This is a genomic window from SAR86 cluster bacterium (assembly GCA_023703575.1).
Lineage (GTDB): Bacteria > Pseudomonadota > Gammaproteobacteria > Magnimaribacterales > Magnimaribacteraceae > Magnimaribacter.
In genome coordinates this window covers 702,139-727,004 of sequence record CP097969.1, presented here as the reverse complement: position 1 = coordinate 727,004, position 24,866 = coordinate 702,139, and the positions used below count along the sequence as shown (strand labels likewise).

Sequence of the window (24,866 nt, the reverse complement as noted above, 5' to 3'; positions counted from 1 at the left end):
AGTAAAAATAGAATTAGAACTGATATTTTAATCCCAATGAGAAGGATCTACCTAAATCATACTGATCATAGAAAATATTATCAGCAACAGTAGCCTCATAGGACTCATCTAAAATATTTCGAATCTCCAATGATAGTTTTAAAGGGTTCTCTAAGTCATCACGGTCAAAATTTCGTGAGTAAACAAAATCAAGAGTTGTTGGTACTTCCTCTATGATATCTGGTAAAACATCAATTCCTCTTGCCCTAACCCTATCATCAACATAATTAAAAATTAGGGTACCTTGAGAATTTGCAATGAAATCATTGAAACCAATTTGAAAGTTAAGAATATTATCAGATTGACCCTGTAATCTAGAGTCCCTGCCGTTGGCTAACAAGCTTGAAGCTAATTCGGTCACACCTACCAAATTAACAAACGTATCACCTTCTCCGATAACAATTTCAGAGTCAGTGAAAGTGTAGTTTACTTTCATTAAGAGTTCTTTACTTGCAAGCCAGGATGATTCAAAACCGTCAAAAATTCTCTCAAATTCAAATTCGAAACCGCTTATTTCAGCTAACGGTACGTTTTGGTATGAAGTAATTACCAGGTCTCCAATCTCTGTAACTGATTCTTCAATTGGTTTGTCAATCTCTTTATAAAAAGCACCAAGCGTTAAAAATTGATTTTGATCAAAATAATATTCAAATCTGAGGTCAAAATTTTCTATCTCTGAATTTTCAAGATATAAAGATCCAGCTATCACCCTATCAGTATCTACATCGACAAATAATGTAGGTGACAATTCCCTGAATGTTGGCCTAGCAATAGTTTCAGAGTAACCAAATCTGATTTGAAGATTTTCGTAACTCTCTGGTAGATATGTAAGTGTAAGGCTAGGAAGAATATAATCCTCATCAATTGTTTTATCAATTGAGTTATCTTTACCAGTAAAAAGATCATAGGTATTAATTTCCTGTGTTCCGTCTTCGTATCTAGCACCAGCAGAAATCCTAAATTGATCAGAGATCAACGCTTCCACGGATGCATAATAGGCATCAATTTCAAGCTCACCCTCGTATCCAGCAGGTGATGAAGAACCAGTATTTTCAATCACATAAAGTCTGTTTGGATCAAGGTTCTGGTCAGCAAATATATAATCAACTCTTTTTCCAAGTAAATCATCGGGGAGAGGTCCACCAGCAGCTAAAAATCTGTAGCTTCTAACTTCGGCTTCCCTATCATTGACTTTCTGATCTAATCCAATTTTAAAGATTAAATCAGCGGTATCAGTTTCGATGGGAAACGTAAGATCTAATCCTATATTAAAAACATCATCATCTACGGTACTGAACTGAGTTTGGTTTCTTCCTGTATTAACATCGTATAAAAATATACCGTCATTATCACTATCTTCATAAAAAACTGATCTTTCATAAGGTGCATTACGAGTTGCCGTTCCGAAAGATACTCTTCCGTTCAAAGTAATTTCATTTTGAAAAATCTTATCAAAACTTAGTTGATTATTACGTAAAGTTCTTTCAAAAAATTCAGTGTAATCTTCTCGTACATCAGCAGCATCACTTGGATCATATCCAGTTATGGATCTTGCTTCTTTAGTACCTTTATGAATGTATAAGGAGGTCAATTTTACCTCTGTAGAATCCGATTCAACTCCAAAAACACCCATTCCATAAGTAGTAGCATCATTAGACGTAGACATAAATGTCTTATCTTCGGCCTTGATTACAGATACGGTTCCGTCTGAATTAGCTTGCAAGTCTCCAGTTTGCCTCAGACCTTCTTGAGTTTGCCAAGAAGATTTAACTCCAGCTGTTAATAGAAATCCAGATGATAGATCATTACCGAGATCCCAATCAAGTTCATTGCCATAGGTAACATTGAATGAACCATTGGCAGGAACATTGCCCTTTTGAATCACCCATAGTTTAGAGTTTTCAAATTCTCTAGCTATATTAGCTAGTTGGTATGGTTCAAAGTTAGATCGGTCAATTTTGGTACCAGCAGCAATTGCACTTGCAACTGAAGCTGGATAATCTCTGATACCATCATCATAGCCCCAGTCATCATCTCCACCTCCATCATAAAGAAGACCATCTTCTCTATGATTTGTGTTGTAACCTGTGGATAAAGATAGAGATGCAATTCTTTCGTTAGGAACTGCTTTTGTTTTAATTGCAATCATACCGCCACCAAATTCACCATTCAATTCTGCAGAGTATGTTTTTTGAACAATAGCGGATTCAATTGCCTCAGTTGGAAAAAGATCTAATGGAACAACCCTTTTAAGGGGTTCAGGACTTGGTAGAATACCGCCATTGAGTGTAGCAGCAGAATATCTTTCCCCTAGACCTCTAACGTAGACATATTTACCTCTTACTAAGCTCAAACCAGTGAGTCTAGTTAATGCAACAGCTATATTGTCATCGCCAGTCCTTTCTATTGCAGTACTATCTAAAACTACATTTATTTCTGAAGTATCTCTTTTTTCGTCTGGAATGAAGTATCCGCTGACTACCACCTCATCAACTTCATCTGAAGAAATTGAAGAGGTTAGTAGTAACAAGGGCAATAGAGTCGTTAAGCCAAACTTTTTACTTGAAAATATTTTCATTAGTAACTCCTATTTTTACCCTTGATTAATTTAAGCTTCCAGCAACAGTCCAATCTTTATACCAAGTATCAGTAGAGTCTTTAACAGCCCCTACGTAATCAGTAGTTGTAAAGAATGAATCGGCTGATTTATCAGCAACCGTCATTGCATTTTCAGCTGTACCATTAATTACCCCTGAAACTGTTGGGACATATGAGCCCCCACCAGAATCTGCAGAGTAAAGGTTATTGCTTCCTACGGTTATTAAAGCTTCAGCCTGAGCAAGTGTTCCTGCGTCATCACCCAGTGCTGCAAGCGCCTTACAATCAAACGCTACAGAGTTAAATGTAACCTTTGGCGTTGTTGCGGCATCTTGGAAAGTTTCAGCTTTAGTGGTTTCTATACAAGCCTTACTATTAGATGCATCTATTACAATACCATTTGTATAAATCCCTGAAACACCTTCTTTGAGCTTGATAACATCATCTTTACCATTACTGATAAAAGTAAAGTTTGAAATAATTGGTTGAGATCTAGGCTCTGTTAAATAACCAACAGATGCATCGGCATTGGTGTTATCAGATTCTACAATGTGATCACCCGCATCAGATGATTGTTTAACAATTACAAATTGTAGCTTCCCTTGGTAACCCCAATCAATATCAAGGTTATCGTCTCCAGCACCTGTGCAAATCAAGTATTTGACATTAACCGTACCTCCGAAGAATTCTACACAATCATCTTGATTATTATGAACCTGGACGTATTCAACAGTAGTTCCTGAACCTACACCACCAAAAGTGATTCCATTTAATTCGTTACCTGGAAATATTTCATATCCAGCATACTGAACTCTTAAGTATTTTAGTGATCCACTTGAGTCGTCAGAAGTATTTCCGCCCATAAGTGCATCGGATGAACCTTCAACTACTTTTTCACAAGCAGCGGTTCCTCGGACATCATTAGAGCATTTGTTTATTGGAGCTTGGCCAAGTAAAACTAACCCACCCCATAAACCTCTTGAAAACTGAGTAGCTTGGCCTGTAACATCATCTCTACCAGTCATGATAATTGGTGCAGATTTTGTACCGTTAGCCATTAATTGAGAACCTCTCATTACGATTAAGTAATCAGATCCTGATTCACCAAAAACAGTAACTCCCGGCTCTATAGTTAAAGTAGCACTGACTCCACCATCTTTTGTTCCATCACCACCCATGTCTTCACCAACTTGTACTTTTCCTACAAGCTTGTAAAAGTTGCCTCTTGTTAAGGTGACATCACTTGTTATGGTTCCCTGAACACTGCAGACTTTTTTACCTTCTAGCTGCTCGGATTCAAAAGTTCCGGCTGGACATTCTGGTGCAGTAAAAAGACCTTTAGTCCATCCTGCTGCCCAGTTGTTGTCTTCATCAGATCCTGGAGCGAAAGCACCAATATAGTTTGTTTTAGCGAAGAAACCATCAATTTGAGTTGCATCACTTGGACACAAGGTAGAAGTTCCACTTGCATGAGATCCAACTGCACAAACAGCTGTTTGATTGGTAAATGCCGAAACAACACCAGATTCATTAGTGCCTAGGAACATTTGACCAACTAATGTATTAGTTTGATCAGTAACTAGGTTAGTAGCTCTAGATTCAATGGAAGCTTGTAATTCTGCAACTGTAGCAGAATCGTCTCCAGCATTATAAACACCACCAGTTCCACAATCCATGAAGACAGAATGATGAGCAATTTTGTCATAACCAGGTGCGTCTTGGAGTGTTTCTGCCTTGGTATGTTCAATACAACCTTTATCTCCAGAACTGACAACCACACCATTCATATACATACCGGATACACCTTCTTTATATTTAAGAGCTTCGTCTCTACCAGTTGAAAGGAAAGTAAAGTTTGCAATTTTTGGTTGAGATCTTGGAGTAGTTAAATATCCGACTGATGCATCAGCATTCGTATTATCTGATTCAACAATGTGGTCTCCAGCTCCTCTAGATTGTTTAACTACAACGTACTGCATCTTGCCTGTATAACCCCAATCAATATCAAGGTTATCATCTCCAGCTCCTGTACAAACCAAATGAGTAACGTTTACAGTGCCGCCAAAAAACTCTACACAATCATCCTGATTATTATGAACTTGAACATAATCAACAGTAGTCCCTGAACCTACACCACCAAAAGTGATTCCATTTAATTCGTTACCTGGAAATATTTCATAACCTGCATATTCGACTCTAACAAATCTTAATGTTCCTGAATTATCATTTGGAGTTGCTCCACCCATGAGAGCATCTGTTGCTCCTTCGACGAGTTTTTCACAGCTTGCTGTACCTCGAACATCATTAGAACATTTATTAATAGGTGCTTTACCTAAGATAACCAATCCACCCCAGAGACCACTAGCTGTATCTGGATTTGAAAGTGAACCATCTAAAACAGAAGAGTGAGTGAAGACAATTGGTTTTGATGCTGTTCCTTTAGCTTCAATCTTTGAACCTCTCTGAACAACAAGATAATCAGCAGAAGTTTTTGAAACAATGGTTACTCCTGCAGGAATGTTTAAAACACCAGCTGAACCCCCAGCTTTTGTTCCATCTCCTCCCATATCAGCACCTACATTAACTGTGCCGCTTAATCTATAAATTACATCATCAGTTAACGTAAGATCACCTGTTATGGTCCCTGATATTGCACAGACTGTGTTACCACCAATACTGTCGTCAACATCTATGTTTGATGAGCTAGGACAAGTTCCTGTCAGTACAGAACCACCAACTACAACTTGTTGGTCAGCAGCTGTTGGTGCTGAAACCTGACCAAGTTCTCCTGGAGAATCTATTGAGGTATCACCACCTCCTCCACAAGAAACAATTAAAAACAAACCAAATATAGATAAAAAGCGTAATAGCATTATGAACTCCTCCTAAATAAGTCCGGATATTAGGCCTGAGCGATTTGACAATCACTTTTCTAGAGTGTGAAATAAATGTGTCTTATGAAAAAAAATTTTTTAATTACAGGACAACGTATCATGAAGCTAGATCCTTTTCTTTAAGGTATCTAAATTTAGATTCCCAAATTCAATTCTATTCAGTGTTTTAAAGTGCTTTACTAGGTTTATTTAACTTCGTCATGATGTACAAAACTCATAAAAAGCATTGCTAAACAAGCACCAATAATCTGAAAGATTATGAAAAATAAAATAAACTCTGGATGGATACCAGTAAAGGTATCGCTGAATCCTCTGGCAAAGGTTACTGCAGGATTTGCAAAAGAAGTTGAAGATGTAAACCAATAACCTGCTGAGATATATAATCCTACTGCTGGTGCAATAGCAAGAGTACTTAATTTTCTTACACCGAGAATAGTAATGATGAGGCCAAATGTAGCTACCAATTCACTAAAATATATATTTAATCCACTTCTTGAGTTTTCTGAAATCTGCAATGGATCCATTCCGAACATAATATTGCTTAAAATTACACCTAAAAATCCTCCGACAAACTGGGCGCAACTGAAACAAGAAAACTCCTTTAATGTTAACTCTTTGTTTAAAAGCATTATTAAACTAACCGCAGGATTGAAGTGAGCTCCTGAAATTGAGATGAATATCCAAATTAATGCAGTCAATCCTGCTCCAGTTGCTATGGTATTTGCCAGAAGAATACTTAACTGATCAGTTGATAAGCCCTGAGCCATTATCCCAGAACCAACGACAATCATTACTAGGAAGCATGTTCCTACAAATTCGGCCAAAAGTTTCTTGATTAATGTTTTATTCATTCCCGCACTTTACGCAGGCTATATAGTTACTTGATTTATAACATTAGTAAAGGTTATTTGATTAGAGGTTTACCTTAAAGCCTAGGACATATCTTGAGCCATAACTTTCAACTTGATTTGGCAGATCGCCTAAATTTCTAATATCAACAAAGTCAGTTAAATTATTAAAGTCAGCATAGACAATTGCCTTGTAACCTAAAATTTCTTCAAGGTCATACCTCAATGATAATTCCAGTCTTTCTTGCTCTTCCCAATAATAAGCACTACCAATAACATCAGACTCTGTGGAATCTAACCACCCATCTCGATATCTGAAAGCTAATCTTGCAGATAAACCATAATCTTCATAGAAAAAAGATGCGTTGTAAGTAAAATCTGATGTACCCGGTAAATCGTAACTCACACCATTTGGAGCAGTAAAACTTGAATCGACAGAGGCTAAATTCAATTCATAACCAAAACCTGAGAAAAAACCTTCTAAGAATCTATCAAAACGATCAATGAGATTTATTTCAAATCCCTTCAATTCTCCATCGCTTCCGTTATCGCTTCCGCTCAAAGTCCATGATTCTCCTTGTGGAGCCACATCGGAATACAATGAGCCATCAACGGTTGAATTAGAATCTACGATGACATTATCTATTTCTCTATAAAAAACGTTTACTGCAAAAATACTTGCTTCTGAGAAATACCACTCATAAGCAGTATCAAGCCCCCAAGACTCTTCAGGATCTAAACCAGGATTACCTCCACTTATAGATCTAGTTGTTGGATCAATAGTAGCTGAAGCCCTTGCTTCCGTATAAGTTGGTCTGCTGACACCAGTAGTAGCCGAAAGGCGTAATTTTCTGTCGTCATCTAAGTTGTAGTTTAAATGAAAACTAGGTAAAAAATTTGAATAAGATTTAGTAAGAATTTGAGGGACCATATTCCCTTCAGCATCTAATCTTGATCCAGAAGTTTCAAACTCAGTATCTTCATATCTAGCGCCAAAAATAATATTTCCATAATCTGTATCTATGGTTTGCATTGCATAAACACTGTGCATGGTTTCCTCTATGGTTTCTAGAAGATTGGAAGGTAAATCAGCTATGCCAGGTCGTTTGAGGCCTGCATCAATCAGAGCTTTTTTTAGCCCTTTATTGTCTGTATAAAAACCTCCGATATCATTTCTTTGATCACCATGCATCCAGAGATTTGTAGGTTGGTCATATGAAGATGTATCTACTGCTGCTGCAGATGCGAAATCTAAATCATTTGCATTCCCTCCCAAAGCATCTCTAACATCATATTTATAACCTGTTTTAAATACCCCCGCATTATTGACTCTCTCTAAATCAAATTTAAATTGATCATTGTCAGTCTCTCTTTCACCATAGATGTTGAAAATGAAAATTGCATCAATCTCAAGTGAACTCAATGGTTCAGTCAAGGTAAATCTAGGGTCAAAAGGATTAGTAACATCGTAAGATGCAACTGTTGATCCAGCTCCGTAAGGGATTGGTAGCCAGTATTTTGATTGCATTGAAATTTGGCTATATCTTGCGTCCAACATCCAATCCCCTATAGACCAGTCCAATCCTAAAGTGTCAATCTCAGTAGAATTATCATAAGTACCATCCTCTACTAATCGAAACACTAAAGCTAAACTAGTGCCTGTACCTGGCGTAAGCTCTGTACCAGCTGCATCAGCGCCTCTTCCGAAATTTAAATACCAAGAATTTCTCTGTTGGCTTTCCTCGAATTCTGTTCTGATTGATCTAAGGAATAGTTTGTTTCCATCATCGAAATAATACTCAAGTGAGCCGCCATTTGCCTTATTTTCATAATCTACCAAATAGTTATTAAATCTAATTCCAAGACTACCGCTTGATGTAGGAATGTATCCAGAATCAGTAAGCGTAAAATCCATATCGTCAAGGTTCGTTGTGATTTGCTCGTTATAGGCACTAGAGTTGTATAGCAATATTCCAAACTTTTCATTGGAGAAAGAAATACGTAAATTTTCTCTTTCAGTATCTCCATCTCCTAAATCTTGTTCTCCCCGACCATAATCGAATGCAGCTGAAAAACCTTCTATGTCAGAAGGTGAAAAAGTTTTAATATCAATATAACCAGAGACAGCTTCTCCAGTCATATCCGGAGTAATTGCTTTGTTAGCAAAAATTTGCGATGTTACAACTGCAGGATAAGCATCAAATCTAGGAATTCTTCCATTTTCTGTACCTGGAATGTCAATACCATCAAAAGCTATGGCTGTATAACGAGGAGGTGCTCCTCTAAAATTAAGAAATCTTGATCTGCCTTGATCTCGCTCAATAGAGACTCCAGGTACTCGCCCAAGAGCATCTGCGATGTTTTGATCTGGAAAACGACCGATATCATCTGAGGAGATTACTTCCACTATATTATCTGAGATTTTTTTAGCTTGTATTGACTCCATCTGACTGGTTTTTATTGGCTTTCCAACAATTACAATTTCTTCTAGTATCTCTTCTGAATCCTCTGCATTGAGGTAATTAAAAAAAATAAGTTGGAAGGATGTTAAAAAAACTAATAGTGAATTCCTTTTCATTACGTCTCCTTTAAAAGAAAACGATGTTAAATATTTTTATTGTCGGTTCTGTGTATTAAGTTACAAACAGGTTTCTAAAATATAAATATTAAGAAACTTTTATTTAAAATTTATGAAAATTCAATAAGGCAAAATATTAAATATAACTAGCTTACGGGAAATACACACTTGGGATCATCACTGAATGGATTATTTACATGTGTCGAAACAGGATGAGTTTTGATTGCTTTTGAAGAAAAAATATCTGAACAGTCAATATTGTCTCCGTTTAACCAATCTTGAAAGTGTTGTCTTGAAATAATCAAAGGCATTCTCTGATGAATATTTTTTAAAGACTCAACTGCATCTTTAGTGACTATAGCGCATCCCACCTTCCCTCTGTATCCTCCAAAGACTCCACCAAAGAAAAAGATATCTCCATTTAGATGATGAAAATATGGTGTTTTGACTTCGTCTTCTAGCTTCCACTCATACCAACCATCTGAGGGGATAAGACATCTATTGGAATTAGTAAAAGATGGTTTCTCAAATAGAGTTTCTATTCTTGCATTTATCAAATTGAATGGCTTTTCAGCCCAATAAGGCGAGAAGCCCCATTCCATTGTTTGGAATTTATCGGTAAGAGCTAATATTTTTTGACCAGGAGCAACATTATAACTAGGTCTAAAATCCGTTTCTCCATACCTGGTCTTGAGATCATCTAAGTTTCTAAGTGTGAATCTTCCGCACATTTTTCCTGTTCAAATTTTACACTATTTTTAGCCTTATCTTTGAGTTAATATCATGACTTTTATTATCTATTTAATAAAAGGATCTATAGCATCTTTCAGAGAAGAAAATTTGAAATTTTGATTTATTGGTTCACCGTATTGATCAAGGTTTACATCATCTTGAGCAATAAAAATTCCTAAAGGAAATTGAGGACTTAATGGCCCGTAAAAGGCCTCTATACCATCTGTTTCGCTTGTTCCATCTATAGTTGAAGTTGCAATAGTAAATTTACCAAGGTACTGATTTTCCATGCCGGTTGTATAAATTAGATACTCATTAGAATCTTGAGATGATGAAATTAATAATGTTTGATCAGGTAATTTAACTAAAGCTAACCCTTCGGAATCACCGGTTATATTCCCAGATGGTTTAATTAAATCTACTGTTTCAATATTTCCACCTTCTGACATTGCTGTTGTCTTGAAGATTCCAGATTTTTCGTCTTCTTGGGAAAAATAAAGAATTTTTAACTCATCATCTACTACACAACCCTCAGATACAGATTGAGTAGGTATTGTTCTGACTAATTTTGCAGACATAGGAGCATAGGATTGAATCTCATACTGGTATATTGCAAGACTTTTCTCATCAGTAACAAATATGAAAGTTTTAGAGTTATCTGTATCTTTAAACATACAGAGACCATAAACAGAGGTTAGTTCAGTCTGATAAGAGTTATCATAATACTCAACAACACTGCCATTTGATCCAATCAACAGAAAATCAACTCTATTAAGATCTCGATTTGTACCGGCCAATAACGAGACTGTTCTGTCTTGAATTATATAATCAGATCTTAAATCAATATTATTTATCCTTCCCATGGGAAAATAATTTAATGTTTTACCGGACAAGTCGTAAGTGTAAATACCTGATTTCTTATCTGTTCCAAAAACAATACTTTTTTCAGGATTTGTTTTGTTAAACCAAAATGCCGGGTCATCGGCAGCATCACCCGATGTTTTTACTGCTTCAGTTTCATAAATAGGATAAATTTTATGATCTTCTATGGCAGCACTCATAGTAAATGATACGAAGAAAAGGAAAAAAATTATATTTTTCATATTAAGGTTTTTTTTGAGCTTTAAAAAAGAAACTCCTCAAAGAGAGGAGTTTCATGTTAAAGAAAGTTGCCTATTGATTCAAGATATACCTAAATCCAACTCCATAAGTAGCTCCATACTCGTCATATTGCGAGAGTCTTGAAGGATTACCAAAGTAATAATACTCAGGTTCATCATTTAAATTAATAGCTTCAAACGTTATTCTTAAAGAATCATTAACTTTATATTTTGCAGTTAAATCAACTTGCATATGATCATCTGTATAACGATCATTAAGAGGCTTAGATCCTACTTCATCAAGGTAATTGTCTCTGTATGTTGCGGCCAATCTAATATCCCATGGACCATCGTCGTAGCCTAGAGAAAGATTCCATGTATTTTCTACTTGTTTAAAATATGGAATAGTCCTTTGTCCTGCGGCAGCATCAGCAGGTAAGTCAGTTTCACCGTCTGCATATGTATAATTTGCAACTAAAATGAAGCCATTATCAAAAGCTGTTTGATATGAAAACTCTAAGCCATTGATGCTGCTATCATCGGCATTGATATAAGTTTCCGCTTTATCCCATATTGATCCTCGCATTGCAAAACTACGAGATTCAACCTCTACAATCGCATCCTCTATATTTTTATAGAAAGCACCCATTCCTAAGAAAGTATTCTCATCAATATAGTATTCAAAAGAAATATCGATATTAGTGGCTTTGGTAGGATCTAAATTAGGATTTCCACCCTCTATTTCATTATCGTCAACATTGATAATTGCACCAGCTCTTGATTCTTTAAACCCAGGTCTTACAAGTGATCTAAATGCACCAAATCTAAGAACCATATCATCTGAGATATCATATTTAATATTTAAAGAGGGTGCTGCAAAGGTGTAGTTATTTTCAAATTCATTATCTCCAAGATAAGTATCATTCCAGTTTTTACCTTTGTAGGTAGTTTCAGTATCTTCAAATCTTATGCCATAAACCCAAGTGGAGTTTTCATACAAAGTCGTACCCATAAAATATAAGGCTAGGATGTCTTCTTCTGTTGTCCAGTCTGCTGGGATAGATTCTTCTTCTTCATCACCACCCATACCTCTAAAGAAAGTACCCGGTCCAGGACAGGTAGTACCGTCTGAGAATGTAACTGTTCCAGAAGTATTATTGGTTACTATTGATTTGACTTGTTCAAAAGTTGGAGCAGGTCCGTGTGTATTTGCCAAATACTTTCCTATTGTCTGATAATCATAATCTGCCAATGTAGTACCTTTTGGCATATCGTACTCACAGAATTGATAATTATTTATCTTTTCTCTTTGTCTATACTTTAGTCCAGTCTGCACAACTGTTTCACCGATCATATACGTGTAATCAATTTTGAAGCCCTGTTCTTCATCCTCAGTAAGAGCATATTCTTGTTCTGCAGCCTTTCCTGGGAAAGTAGAGGCATCATAGAATTCAGAAGGAAGTCCCAAAACTGGTTTCTGAGGATTGGCAGTATCCAAAGTAGTAACACCGTCTTTCTCTTTACTTCTAAATATTAAATTATATCTATCCGTATCATCCTGTTCTGCTTCAGATCTAAACACTTGAACTTCTAAAAAGCTTCCATTTGAAAGTTGTGTCTCATGACCAATAGCTAAATTATCGATAGATCGAATTTCAGTTCTATTTTTCCCTTCAGTATCCATTCTAGAAGCTCCATATGTCGCTACAGTTCCAGATATAGTTGGTGTGTACTCTTCCATTACATCTCTAACTTCCCACTTTGCCCTATATTCAACATCTTCATATTCGTTATGGAAAAGATGTAAATAAGTTTTACTTCCCGAATTTGATACATAATCTAGATTAAGGACTATTCCGTCTCTTTCTCTTGTGAGATCGTAGTAACGCATTTCATAGTCATCATCTACATAAGTAGATCCCCAACCACCAGTTTCATTATTTTCTGCCTTGATGCGTCTTTCTTGGGAGCTGATGACAAATGCGATTCCAAGATCACCGCTCTCTTGTGGAATAACTGTGGTGTATGTACCAGATAATTTAGGATTACTGCTGTCTTTGGTAAGATCATTTCTAGAAGTTTCTGCTTTAAATTTTACAAAATTAGATCCGTAAGAAAATGCTGAAATTGTTTCTAAATCTATAGCTCCTCCAATTGTATCTGCATCTAAGTTTGGAGTAAGAGTCTTATAAACTGTCATAGAGTCTAAAAGATCTGTAGGGACACCGTCTAATATCACACCTCTTCTATCTTCAGGAGAAGCTGTACTGACTCCATTGATAGTCATTGCGTTTAAATCAGTGTTCATACCTCTTACAGTTACGTATCTTCCTTCACCTTGATCATTTTCAACCGAAATACCAGAAATTCTCCTCAAGGATTCTGCTACATTTATATCAGCAAAATTACCTAAGGCATCAGAATCAATGACACCAACATTTTTATCAGAATCTCTTTTTTTATTGAGAGCACTTCTTAAGCTAGCAAGGGAGCCTACAACTACAACTTCTTCATCGGCTTGCGATGAATCTTCGTCTGCAAATGCAAAGTTGGGTACAAAAAGGGAAAGAGATAAAGAAAAAATCGACAAAAAACTCAGACTTCTCATAAACTACTCCATAATATTAATATATATTTTCTGAAATCTTGGTGACAATTATGCTGTCACTTTGTGACAATTTGGTTACGATTAGATCTGGAATAAGTACCTAAATAGTGTTAGAAAAATCATTGAGAGAATTGCTCCTGCTGGAACGGTAGTCAACCAAGAGGCTACTATCTTGCCAACTACTTTGAAATCTAGGTCTTTAACAGACATCGCTAAGCCGACACCAAACACCGCTCCGACTAAAGTATGCGTCGTTGAAATGGGCATGGCATTACCAGATGCGATAACAACCGTAGTAGCAGCTGCCAGTTCTGCAGCAAAACCGCTCGTTGGGGTTAGTTTAGTAATTTCTTTTCCTATAGTTTGAATAACTCTATAGCCCCACATTGCCAAACCAAGAACTATCCCTATTCCGCCTCCAAGCAGAAGCCAAACTGATACTGCCGCTTCTTTAGATACGCCTTCATTCATAACAGTTGAAAATACTGCCGCTACGGGCCCAACCGCATTAGCTGTATCATTAGAACCGTGGGCGAACGCCATAACGCAAGCTGTGAATACCATTAGTATTCCGAAAATTTGATCTATAGAACTATTTCTTAGTCTTGATAAAAATACAAAACCTAAGAAAGTTATAAATAAACCAAAGATAAATGAATAGATTATGCTATCTACGTAATCTAAACCTAGACCAATATGCTTAAGACCTTTGGTAAAAGTCACCATACTGACAATAAAGGCAACAAAGAAAAGATATATTGGGCCATATCTTTGTGCCATTTGAATTGGGTTGTTATTTCCTAAAATTAATTTGTCTATAGATAGATATATGAAGAAAGATATAGTCCCTGATATGAGGGGAGAGAGCAGCCAGCTTAAAGCTATATCTGACATCGTGTCCCAATCTATTGCTGAAAATGATAATCCCAATATTCCAAAACCAACTATACCTCCTACTATGGTGTGGGTAGTTGAAACAGGCCATCCAAAATAGGTAGCAACCACAAGCCATGTTCCAGCAGCTAGCAGTGCTGATATCATTCCAAATACAAACAGGTCAGGATTATCTTGAAATAGTAAGGGATCTAGAATACCTTTTCTAACTGTAGAGGTTACTTCTCCACCAGCTAAAAAGGCTCCCGAGAATTCAAATATACACGCTATTAAGATAGCGGTCGAAAGGGTAATAGCGCCGGATCCTACCGATGTTCCCATGGCGTTGGCAACATCATTTGCACCAATTCCCCAGGCCATTATCAAGCCGGCTAGCGCTGTAAGAATTAAAATTGGAAGAGCGAATTCAATGATCATTTTATGGCATCACACTCCAGAAATTTATTAGTGTCAAATTATATTATGTGAAATATAACTTATCACCTTTATTTATTACATACCCTACTTTAATATTCACACAATTTTATTATGATCAACTACGACGTTTCCGAATACAACAGACTCAATCCCGACCTTTATAGAAAAGAAAAAAGAAGTCTACAAATTGAGTTTCTTAAGCTTCAAAATTGGGCAATTAAAGAAGGGAAAAAAATAGCCGTTGTTTTTGAAGGTAGGGACGCCGCTGGGAAAACTGACACAATCAATCTATTAGCCAAACATCTGATTCCTGATCATTTTAGGTATGTGCATTTAGGAATACCAACTGAAAATGAATCAAAAAAATGGTTTAAACGTTATGAAAAACATATGCCTAAAAAAGGCGAAATAGTTTTTTTTGATAGATCTTGGTACACAAGAGCCACGGTCGAGATAACTATGGGTTATTGCTCTAAAAGGCAATACACTCATTTTATGAACAAAGTCATAAGATGGGAAAAATCATATATTGAAGACAACCTTATTTTGATCAAGTTCTATTTGTCCATTGAAAAAAGACAACAAAGCAAACGGTTCAACGAAAGACAAACTGACCCTTTGAAACTCTGGAAACTAAGTACTAATGATTTAAGAATGGCAGATAAATGGGAGATTTTTTCTTTTTTTAAAGAACAAATGTTCTCAAACACATCTTATGAGCAAAGTCCTTGGATAGTGATTAATGCAAATAATAAAATGGTCGCTCGCTTAACAGCCTTAAGGTATCTCTTAAATGAGATTGACTACGAAGGAAAAAAACTTAGCAAACCCAAAACATGGGATGCAGGCATAAATAACCACAAACTAGAATATAAAGGTGTTGAGTTTTCTGGGCTCACATATCAGCAGTTTAAAATGTTACAAAAACTTATACAAAATCAATCCAGTTGAAATCAAAGAAAATTTTCCAACGAATTGCTGCCGTTGATATTGGATCAAATGCAATTAAGTTCAAGCAATTTAGGATTAGGACCTCGAAGAATCTCTTCCCATTAGAGTTAGATACCTTTAAAAGAATTGATCTTAGGCTTGGACAAGATGTATTTGAAACAAATAGGATCTCAGAAGAATCAGAAGAAAGACTTATTCAAGAACTTAAAAATCTTACTAATAAAGTTCGAAAAAGGAAAATAGAGTGGGCTGGAATATGCGCAACATCGGCTACTAGGAATGCGGTAAATGGAAATGAAGTATGTAGCAAGATTGAAGAAGCCTGTCAGACACCTGTTAATATATTAAGCGGTAAACAAGAGGCCTATTACCTTAAAGGTGCCAATACAAGAAAAATTGAAAACCTGAATCACCCTATCTATGTTGATGTTGGAGGAGGCAGTACAGAAATTTATATGCGCAATAGCTCCGAAGAGTTTTATGAATCATTTGATCTTGGTGCTGTGAGAATTATGAAGGGTAAAGACAGCATAAAAGAATGGGAAAAGTTAAAATCCTTTTTGAATGTAGTTAAAGAAAATAATGCAGACGCTTTAGTGGGTATCGGTGGCAATATAAGGAGAATTTTTAAGATTCTTGAAATACAAAAATATAGTCCTTTAGAACTTAAGGAATTTGAAGAAATCAGAAAAAATTTATCTAAAATGCCAATTGTTGATCGAATAAATAAATATAGTCTTGCGGAAGATAGAGCAGATGTAATTGTACCCGCTTCAGATATTTTTTCTTATATTTTAGAGCACTCAAATATAAATAAGCTTTTCGCTATAGATTGGGGAATTTGTGATGCCTTGGCCTTTGAATATCTTAACGAAAACTTAAGTTGATTTATTTAACTCTATCCAAAAACTTGCTCCTTTTGGCTCAAGATTTTCTACCCCAACTGTACAAGAAAGAGTTGAAGCTAAATTTTTGACTATGGATAACCCAAGCCCAGTACCACCCTGGTTCAGAGACCTCCCTTTATCAACTCTAAAAAATCTTTCAAAAACTCTATCTTTATAATTTTCAGGTATTCCCTCTCCCTCATCCTTAACAGATAACTTTATCTTTTTATCTACCTCTTCTGCAGTAATTAAGATTTTTGAATTATTTGGAGAATAAGCAAGTGCATTATTTAAATAGTTAGAGATGATAATATCCAAGGAAATAAAGTCCGATAGTACTTCAATCCTTTTATCGACCAGAGATTCAATTTTTATACTTTTCTTTAGTGCTTCTTGTTCTAAATTTAATATAGTTGATTCAACTATGTGATCAAGATTTATCTTCTCGATAGTCATATTAAGACTGCCACCCTCTATACGCGATAAGTGCAGAAGATCATCAACTAAATTTTTAAGTCTTTCGGAATTTCGGTGTATAGCTTTAATAAACTGTTTTAGATCTTTTTCTTTTTTTATGTCGGTATTAAGAATAGTCTCTGAAGAAGCTAAAAGTACCGAAATGGGTGTTCTAAGTTCATGAGAGACATTACCTATAAAGTCACTTCTGGCAGATTCAAGTTTTTTTATTCTAGTAATATCTGAAAATACGAGTAAAGACTCTTCCGTTTCTGGATTGAAACTGGCACTTGCAATAAAAGCTCTATAAAAGGGATGGTGTATTTCTATCTCATCTAATCCGGGTTCTGAAGAAGTAGTTTCCTTTATTAGGTCTTGTAACCCAGATATTGAGACCTTTTCCATAAAGGAATCTCCTATAGATAGCTTATCTAGACCTAACAGTTTACTGGCAGCTGGGTTGGTTAATTCTATTATTCCATTTTTATTAATCGAAATTACACCCTGTCCCATTTCTTCAAGTGCATTTCCAAACTGGTTTCTTTCATTGGCAATAGCAGTAAACTCGTTCTTAAGTGCTCCCTGGATTTCAATCAAATTAGAACTTATTTGCTCTACTGCAGCTCTTTTCGACCCCTTCATGCCACTTGTTTTTGCTAATTTTCTAGCACTTGATATCAATTCAATATACTCAAGCGTTAGAAATCTAGACAATAAATAACTTAAAAGCACAGCAATTAATAGGGATACAAATAAAAAACCGTATATAGAATTTTGCAGGACAAGTAATGTGGCATCTATTTCTGATAAAGGAACGGCGAATCTAACAAAGTTTATGTCTCCTGCTTTATTTGATGCTAAAGCAAGATACCTCATATCTGTTTTTAAGGTATTACTGTAACGAGTCGCTTTACCAATATTATTAATAATAGCTGCCTGAATTTCAGGTCTATTGTAATGATTGTCCAGTTTCCTAAGGTCTTCATCTTCGACATCTGAATCGCCTACCACTTCTCCATTTGATTTAATGAGAGAAACTCTAAAACCATATGAATCTGAGAGTTGTCGTGAAAGTGTTTGGTAACTGGAAATTTTATAATCTGGATTAGAGAGTATAAAAATCGCACCTTTTGCTTCAGAAGTTAGCTCCGAGTCTAATTGTTCTAATAAATAATCACCTGTTCTTTCTAAGAGTAAATATCCTAGACTGAGAACAGTCATCGATGTAAGCAAAAAAGTAGACCAGAAGATCCTCCATCTAATATCCATTCATAGATTATACGACGTAATTAAAGCGGTAACCTACACCTCTGACGGTTTCTATTTTTGATCCCACATCACCGATTTTAGATCTAAGTCTTTTGATATGAGTATCCACAGTTCTGGTAGTTACTGAATTGTTATAATCCCACACTTGTTCCAGTAATACTTCTCTTGTTTGAATTCTTCCATTGCGTTCCGCCAGATATTTAAGTAATTCAAATTCTTTTGCAGTAAGTTCAATTTCGAGACCACTTATAAAAACCCTATGTGACGCTAAATTAATTTCAACATCACCAATAGAAATTTGTTCTTTATTAGTATTTGTCTCTGATCCTCTTTTTAGGATAGATGAAATTCGCAACATAAGCTCTCTAACACTGAAAGGTTTAACTACGTAGTCATCAGCACCTAGTTCAAATCCCACAACTCTATCTACTTCTTCTCCCTTTGCAGTCAACATGATGATAGATACTTGGTCACTAAAAGACTCATTTCTAATTTTTTTACAAATTTCAAGTCCCGACATATCAGGTAGCATTAAATCAAGAAGCACAAGATCAGGTACTTTTTTTCCAATTTCTTTAATTGCGGCTTCGCCATCCGCAGCAGATTTAACTTTATATCCTTCAGATTTTAAATTAAATTCAAGGGTTGTTCTTAGATCAGGTTCGTCTTCTACAACTAAAATGTGTTTTGCCATAGACCTATTATAATGTCACAAAGTGTCAGGTCTGTTAATTATAAATGAAAGCTTTGTGACTTAGTCTGAACTAGATTGCTTGTCAGCTACCCTTTTTCTCAATTCAGAACTGGAAAAGGTATGAGGTCGCTTATTGAAATAGCATTTTTCAAGGTACTTTTCTCGACCTGTAAAGTCTTTATCCTGGTATTCATCACCTAAGATTCTGACATCCCATTCAACAGTGTCTAGAATTTCTAGCAAATCTGATTCAGTGTCATAAATAAGAACTTCATCAACATATTTACAAGCTGTAACCTGAATTTGTCTTTCTACTATTGACTGAACTGGAGCATTTTTAGATTTTCTGTCAATGCTTGGATCGGTTTGTATACAAACAATCAAATAGTCACATACGGTTCTAGCTTCTTGAAGCATGAGAATGTGACCTGCATGAAATAAATCAAATGCACCAAAAGTTATCCCCTTCTTTGAATTCATAATTAATGTCTATTTTAACGAATCTTTCCCTTTGCATGAAATGAAAAAATTTAAGTAGTTATAAACTTACGCCTTATCGGAATCAAAGTGCTTAAAAAAGTGTTTGCTACTTTGCCCCAGGACAAGGATTCGATTGACTCTTCGCAAAATTTAGAATTTATATTCTCAGCAAATGAAACAGCCGTAAGCAGATCGTGATGAAGGTATCCATTAATCTCATTAATGACGATATCCTTGGGTCCTGTTACAGGATAGGCAGCTACAGGTGTTCCACAAGCCAATGCCTCAATCATAACTATTCCATATGTATCTGTTTTGGATGGAAAAACAAAAACAGAGGCGTCAGAATAATATTGCGCAAGTTCGTTTCCAAATTTAGGGCCAACAAATTCTACAGTTCTATATTTCTTTTTATATTCATTTAGCATAGGGCCAGATCCAACCACGATTTTTTGATTACTTGTGTCTAGATTTAAAAAATCTTCAAGATTTTTTTCTTTCGAGATTCTACCAACATATAGTAAATAACCATTGTTAGACGACTTTTTTCTAGGATAAAAAATATTTCTATCAATCGCCCTACTCCACTTAGCTAAATTTTTAAATCCTATTGAAGAAAGTTCTTCAATCTGAGAATTAGTGTTTACTAGTGTTTTGTGTGCTTCTCCGTGAAACCATCTCAAATATCCATAAGTTAAGGACAATGGAATTAAAAGAATTTTCTTTAGGTATTCAGGAAATTTGGTATGTATAGCCGTAGTAAATTGAATATTATTTTGAATTGCAAAATTTCTTGCAAATAAACCTAAAGGACCTTCCGTTGCAATATGTAAATAGTCCATATCTTCGGATAGGTAGTTTTTTACTTTCCAAGGGTTCATTGCTAATGAAATTTCAGGATAAACAGAAAATGAAGAAGTTTTAAATAGACTTGGATGGATAATATCTACTCGGTAACTTTTCTTTTCCAATTCCTTTTTAAGACAATCTAGTGTTGTTACAACGCCATTTACTTGTGGAAACCATGCATCTGTAACAATTACAATCTTCATGCAACCTTATTAGCTATATCAAGAATATTTTTATTTGTTGATTCTCCATATTGAATTATTTCAATGATACCATTCTCGTTTTCAACTAGTGCTGTGCAGGACTCGACCCAATCACCACAATTCATATAATCTATTCCTTGAATTTTTCTTATTTCTGCATGGTGAATGTGACCTGCGATCACCCCCTGGTATCCTTTCTTCTTGCAAGCTATTGCAAGTGTCTCTTCAAAATCGCTTATAAAATTAACCGCTGATTTGACTTTGTGTTTAACAAAGGCAGAGAGGGACCAATAATTTTTATAGCCTAATATTTTTCTAAGTGCATTCCACAAGCGATTGAAAGTCATGAGAAGTTCATAACCAATAGATCCTAAAACCGCAAGCCATCTGCTATATTTTGTTACGACATCATATTCATCACCGTGAATAATGAGGATTTCTCGACCGTCTTCAGTACTATGCACATCTTCATCAAGTATTTTTATGTTTCCTAAATTTAGAGGAGAGAAGGATCTAAGAAATTCATCATGATTTCCAGTAATAAAAAAGATCTCTGTTCCTTGTTTTGAAAAGGAAAGCAATCTTCTTACAATATTGGAGTGAGATTGAGGCCAGTAAAAATTTTGGCTTAATCTCCATCCATCAATTATGTCCCCTACCAAATAAAGTTTATCGCAAGAATATTCGTACAGGAAATCTAATAGTTTTTCAGCTTGGCAACCTTTTGTTCCTAGGTGTATATCGCTGAGCCAAATGGTTTTATAATGAGTAGCTTGTTTATCTAAAATTTTCATAAATCTACAACATATTGTGGTTTTAAGAACTTTTAAAACAATATATTGTGTAAATCTTAAACTTACACGTTTACAAACATGTGAAAGTTAAGTTTCTAATTTGAAAAAAAAGAGGGACTAAGTCCCTCTTTTTTCTCCCCAAGAAATTTATTTTGATGCTAAAAGAATTTCCATCTCTTTATGTGAAATAGTTTTCCTTCCGCAAGCAGTAGCTTTATAGATCTTGGCTTTATTTACCTTAAATGAGCTTAAAAGATAGTTTACTTGAGCATTACAACTCTTTAAATAATCTATATTTTTATTTGCATTAAATTGTAAATAATCAGACATAAGACCAACTAATGTAGCATTAATTAAGTCTACTTGAAGTCCTGCTTGAATATATATGTTTGAAGGTTTATCAGACCTAAAGCAAGCAATCATTTCATTTGAGCATAATTCTCCTATCTCATCATTGCTTGAAAATATTATATTAGGAGCAGTTCCTTCGATTTCTAGCATATTTTCTGCAAATGCGAAAAGAGATCCGTGATTGGACTCCGAATATGTATAAGAAGAAATCATTATTAGACTTAAACTAATTATTTTGATGATTAATTTCATGTTTACTCCTTTTATGTCACATAAATGTCACATATGTGTCTTTTATATGACATTTGTGTGACGATGTAAAGGGTCTTATTGTGACTTTAATTCCTTTGGAGTAATTAATTTATTTAACTGTAGGGAATTATTTTGGTTAGACAATAAAGCTACTGAGCACGTTGGGACTTTCAAAGAAATATCTTTATGGAGATTACTTAAGAAGTCTTCTATACCAGGGTTATGCCCTAAAAGCATATATGTTCCATCTGTGTCTAAAGTAGTAATTTCCTTTCTTATAGTCTCTGCTGAAGCATGATATAAGTTAGATAGGTAATTAATTTGATCTACTTTATGGATATAGTTTAAGAAAATCTCTAGCGTCTCAGAGGTTCTTTTTGATGTGCTACACAATATAGTTTTATAAGTATATTCATAAGTAGCCAGATATTTAGCTATAAGCTTTGCATCTTCCCTTCCCCTTCTACTCAAAGGGCGGTCATGATCAGTAAGATTCAAATTATCCCAACTAGATTTAGCGTGTCTTGTTAAAACAAGGTTCATATTTATAAATTATTGCCTGTTTCTGATAACCTAACCTAAATTATGTTAAATGTAATTAAAAAAGACGAGGCACTGGGTGCTTACATAGAAGATATTAATCTATCTAATATTTCTGAAAAAACATCAATTGGATTACTTTCTTGTTTAGCTGAAAATGAAGTTCTTTTCTTCAGAAATCAAAACATAAGTCCAAGAGATCATAAGAGATTTGCTTCTTTTTTTGGAAACTTACAGACGCATCCAGCATACCCAACAGTAGAAGGTTTTCCAGAAATTACCATCCTTGAAAATGATGAAGAAAATCCTTCCAAAATTGAGGAATGGCATACTGATATGACGTTTAAAAAAAATCCTCCTTTGGGAAGTATCTTGATTGGAAGAATTATTCCTGAATCTGGAGGTGATACTATGTTCTCAAGCTTATCAAAAGCCTATGATGATCTTTCGCAAGAATGGAAGGAAAGGCTTGAAGAGATGAATGCTATTCATAGCTTTGAATTTGGTTTTAAAGAAAGTCTTGAAGAAGAAGGTGGCCGTGAAAGATTAGCTGATGCACTTAAAGAAAATCCACCCGTTTCCCATCCTGTAATCAAACAACATCCTGTTACTGGACGAAAGGTAATTTACGTTAATAGACTCTTCACTTCGCACATAGAAGGAGATGATGCTGATGGTTCAATTTTAAATTTCTTGTTTGATCACATTCATCAAGAGAAGTATCAATGTAGATTTTCATGGGAAAATAACTCTATAGCTTTTTGGGACAACAGATCTGTACTACATAAACCCGTTAATGATTATTGGCCTCAACTCAGAAGAATGGAGAGAATTACTATTGAGTCTTGAACTGATATCTAAAGAAATCGATCCACCAATGAGTCACTTCAAGATAATTGGATTGTTCATTCAATAAACTCTTTTCAGCAGATTGAAAACTTTTTTCTCCTAGAATTTCTCTTCTTTTACAAACGACATCATAAGCATACTCATTTGTGAATTCAGGATGTCCTTGTATAGACATTATATGATCGCCTATAAAATACATCGCATAAGGAACAGAGTCATTAGAGGCTACTAAAGTCGTTCCCATAGGAAGATTTATAACTTGATCTTGATGCGAGTGGATAAGCTTTATATCTTTATTGGGATTTTCAAGCCAAGGAAAATGATTATGAAATGTATATTCTTGAAGTCCTAGTACCCACCCTACTTCAGCCTTCTTAACTTCTCCACCGAGAGCTTTTGCTATGAGTTGATGACCAAAGCAAACGCCCAGTAAAGGTTTCTTCTTATCATTGAGGAGACAAATAAAACTTTCTAGGTCTCTAATCCATTTAACATCATCATAAACGCTCAACTTAGAGCCCGTTATCAAATATCCATCGCACTCATGCATATCCTGAGGATATACATCTTCAGTTACGTCATAAATCTTAAGTCTTATATTTGGGTCTGCTTCAGTGAAGATTTTGTTATAAAAGTCATTTTGATCTCCATGTTTAACTTGAAGATCCTCTAAAACATGATCTGTCAAAAGTATACCTATTGTTAATTCACTCACTAGTGTGAATCTTAACTTATAAAACATGACTGATCATTCAATGCCTGATATTCTTTATCAAAAACTTAAGGGAGATATTATGAAAACTGATTACGAATTTCTTACAACGGAAGTAAACGGACATATTCTAGAAGTCACTATAAATAGACCTGATGTAATGAATTCATTACATCCTCCTTCTCATAGAGAGTTCGATGAGGTTTGGAGTGAATTTACAAACGATGAAGATCTTTGGGTGGGTATTATTACAGGTGCCGGTGATAGAGCATTTTCTGCAGGTAATGACTTGAAGTATCAAGCCTCTGGTGGAGATAGGTCTGGAATGCCAGAAACTGGTTTTGCCGGTCTAACCAGTCGTTTTAATTTGAACAAACCAATTATTGCAGCAGTAAATGGTGTCGCTATGGGAGGAGGAATGGAAATTGCTCTTGCATGTGATCTCATTATTGCTTCTTCTAATGCAAGGTTTGCTCTACCGGAACCAAAAGTTGGATTAGCTGCTCTAGCTGGTGGCATGCAAAGATTACCCAGACAGATAGGAATGAAAAATGCTATGGGAATGATGCTTACCGGTAGACATGTAGAAGCTGCGGAAGCAAAGGAGCTTGGTATCGTAAATGAAGTTGTTGAGTCTCAGGCTGATTTGATGGATAGAGCCAGAGACTGGGCAAAACAAATAGAAGCCTGTTCACCAATGTCTATTAGAGCCACAAAACAAGTTGCTTATGAAAGCTTAAATGAAGCAAATTTGGAGAACTCGATGAAAGGACAATATACTGCTGTACACGATTTATTCACGAGCGAAGATTTTATCGAGGGTCCGGTAGCATTTGCTGAAAAACGTGCTCCCAACTGGAAAGGTAAGTAA

The 24,866-nt window shown here is 35.4% G+C and carries 20 protein-coding genes; 4 read left to right on the top strand and 16 right to left on the bottom strand.

All coding sequences use genetic code 11. The features are described from left to right. Positions 1-13: 13 nt before the first annotated feature. From M9C83_03690 to M9C83_03655, 8 genes are all read right to left on the bottom strand, one after another. A complete protein-coding gene (locus M9C83_03690) occupies positions 14-2,617 on the bottom strand; it encodes a TonB-dependent receptor (protein ID URQ67309.1) in 2,604 nt (867 codons plus the stop codon). 25 nt (positions 2,618-2,642) lie between these two features. Beyond that, positions 2,643-5,510 carry a hypothetical protein gene (locus M9C83_03685; GenBank protein ID URQ67308.1) on the bottom strand — a complete coding sequence of 956 codons (2,868 nt, stop codon included), beginning with the start codon at positions 5,508-5,510 and terminating at the stop codon, positions 2,643-2,645. 206 nt (positions 5,511-5,716) lie between these two features. Continuing rightward, a complete protein-coding gene (locus M9C83_03680; GenBank protein URQ67307.1) occupies positions 5,717-6,382 on the bottom strand; it encodes an aquaporin family protein in 666 nt (221 codons plus the stop codon). Between the two features lie 61 nt (positions 6,383-6,443). Next, a complete protein-coding gene (locus tag M9C83_03675) occupies positions 6,444-8,957 on the bottom strand; it encodes a TonB-dependent receptor (GenBank protein URQ67306.1) in 2,514 nt (837 codons plus the stop codon). A gap of 146 nt (positions 8,958-9,103) precedes the next feature. Beyond that, positions 9,104-9,688 carry an SOS response-associated peptidase gene (locus tag M9C83_03670; GenBank protein ID URQ67305.1) on the bottom strand — a complete coding sequence of 195 codons (585 nt, stop codon included), beginning with the start codon at positions 9,686-9,688 and terminating at the stop codon, positions 9,104-9,106. Positions 9,689-9,754: 66 nt separating this feature from the next. Beyond that, positions 9,755-10,792, bottom strand: a complete 1,038-nt coding sequence (locus M9C83_03665; GenBank protein URQ67304.1) for a phytase — start codon at positions 10,790-10,792, stop codon at positions 9,755-9,757. Between the two features lie 70 nt (positions 10,793-10,862). Beyond that, positions 10,863-13,397, bottom strand: a complete 2,535-nt coding sequence (locus tag M9C83_03660; protein ID URQ67303.1) for a TonB-dependent receptor — start codon at positions 13,395-13,397, stop codon at positions 10,863-10,865. 81 nt (positions 13,398-13,478) lie between these two features. Then, positions 13,479-14,708 carry an inorganic phosphate transporter gene (locus M9C83_03655; GenBank protein ID URQ67302.1) on the bottom strand — a complete coding sequence of 410 codons (1,230 nt, stop codon included), beginning with the start codon at positions 14,706-14,708 and terminating at the stop codon, positions 13,479-13,481. 111 nt (positions 14,709-14,819) lie between these two features. Between M9C83_03655 and M9C83_03650 the strand changes: the two genes are divergently transcribed. Then, on the top strand, positions 14,820-15,659 hold the full coding sequence (locus M9C83_03650) for a polyphosphate kinase (protein ID URQ67301.1): 840 nt from the start codon (positions 14,820-14,822) through the stop codon (positions 15,657-15,659). After that, complete coding sequence (locus tag M9C83_03645; GenBank protein URQ67300.1) at positions 15,656-16,546, top strand: hypothetical protein; 891 nt, start codon at positions 15,656-15,658, stop codon at positions 16,544-16,546. Before M9C83_03650 ends, M9C83_03645 begins: the two co-directional genes overlap by 4 nt. On the opposite strand, the gene M9C83_03640 is transcribed toward M9C83_03645, so the two are convergent. The 7 genes from M9C83_03640 to M9C83_03610 all read right to left on the bottom strand — a co-directional run bounded on the left by M9C83_03640 (position 16,538) and on the right by M9C83_03610 (position 22,437). Continuing rightward, the gene (locus tag M9C83_03640) at positions 16,538-18,271 is read right to left on the bottom strand and encodes an ATP-binding protein (protein URQ67299.1); all 1,734 of its coding nucleotides are present in this window, start codon (positions 18,269-18,271) and stop codon (positions 16,538-16,540) included. The genes M9C83_03645 and M9C83_03640 overlap by 9 nt on opposite strands. A gap of 7 nt (positions 18,272-18,278) precedes the next feature. Next, the gene (locus M9C83_03635; protein URQ67298.1) at positions 18,279-18,965 is read right to left on the bottom strand and encodes a response regulator transcription factor; all 687 of its coding nucleotides are present in this window, start codon (positions 18,963-18,965) and stop codon (positions 18,279-18,281) included. Positions 18,966-19,025: 60 nt separating this feature from the next. Then, the gene (locus tag M9C83_03630; protein URQ67297.1) at positions 19,026-19,445 is read right to left on the bottom strand and encodes an adenylyltransferase/cytidyltransferase family protein; all 420 of its coding nucleotides are present in this window, start codon (positions 19,443-19,445) and stop codon (positions 19,026-19,028) included. 50 nt (positions 19,446-19,495) lie between these two features. Further along, on the bottom strand, positions 19,496-20,497 hold the full coding sequence (locus tag M9C83_03625) for a glycosyltransferase family 1 protein (protein URQ67296.1): 1,002 nt from the start codon (positions 20,495-20,497) through the stop codon (positions 19,496-19,498). Then, the gene (locus tag M9C83_03620; protein ID URQ67295.1) at positions 20,494-21,291 is read right to left on the bottom strand and encodes a UDP-2,3-diacylglucosamine diphosphatase; all 798 of its coding nucleotides are present in this window, start codon (positions 21,289-21,291) and stop codon (positions 20,494-20,496) included. Before M9C83_03620 ends, M9C83_03625 begins: the two co-directional genes overlap by 4 nt. 147 nt (positions 21,292-21,438) lie before the next feature. After that, positions 21,439-21,894, bottom strand: coding sequence for a hypothetical protein (locus M9C83_03615; GenBank protein URQ67294.1), 456 nt, complete (start codon positions 21,892-21,894; stop codon positions 21,439-21,441). A 75-nt stretch (positions 21,895-21,969) separates the two neighbouring features. Next, a complete protein-coding gene (locus M9C83_03610) occupies positions 21,970-22,437 on the bottom strand; it encodes a histidine phosphatase family protein (GenBank protein URQ67293.1) in 468 nt (155 codons plus the stop codon). 42 nt (positions 22,438-22,479) lie between these two features. Here M9C83_03610 and M9C83_03605 point away from each other — a divergent pair, with 42 nt between their 5' ends. Beyond that, on the top strand, positions 22,480-23,283 hold the full coding sequence (locus M9C83_03605; protein URQ67292.1) for a TauD/TfdA family dioxygenase: 804 nt from the start codon (positions 22,480-22,482) through the stop codon (positions 23,281-23,283). On the opposite strand, the gene M9C83_03600 is transcribed toward M9C83_03605, so the two are convergent. Continuing rightward, entirely contained in the window at positions 23,270-23,998 is a 729-nt protein-coding gene (locus tag M9C83_03600; protein ID URQ67291.1) for a gamma-glutamyl-gamma-aminobutyrate hydrolase family protein, read from the bottom strand. The genes M9C83_03605 and M9C83_03600 overlap by 14 nt on opposite strands. A 79-nt stretch (positions 23,999-24,077) precedes the next feature. Between M9C83_03600 and M9C83_03595 the strand changes: the two genes are divergently transcribed. Then, positions 24,078-24,866, top strand: coding sequence for an enoyl-CoA hydratase-related protein (locus M9C83_03595; protein ID URQ67290.1), 789 nt, complete (start codon positions 24,078-24,080; stop codon positions 24,864-24,866).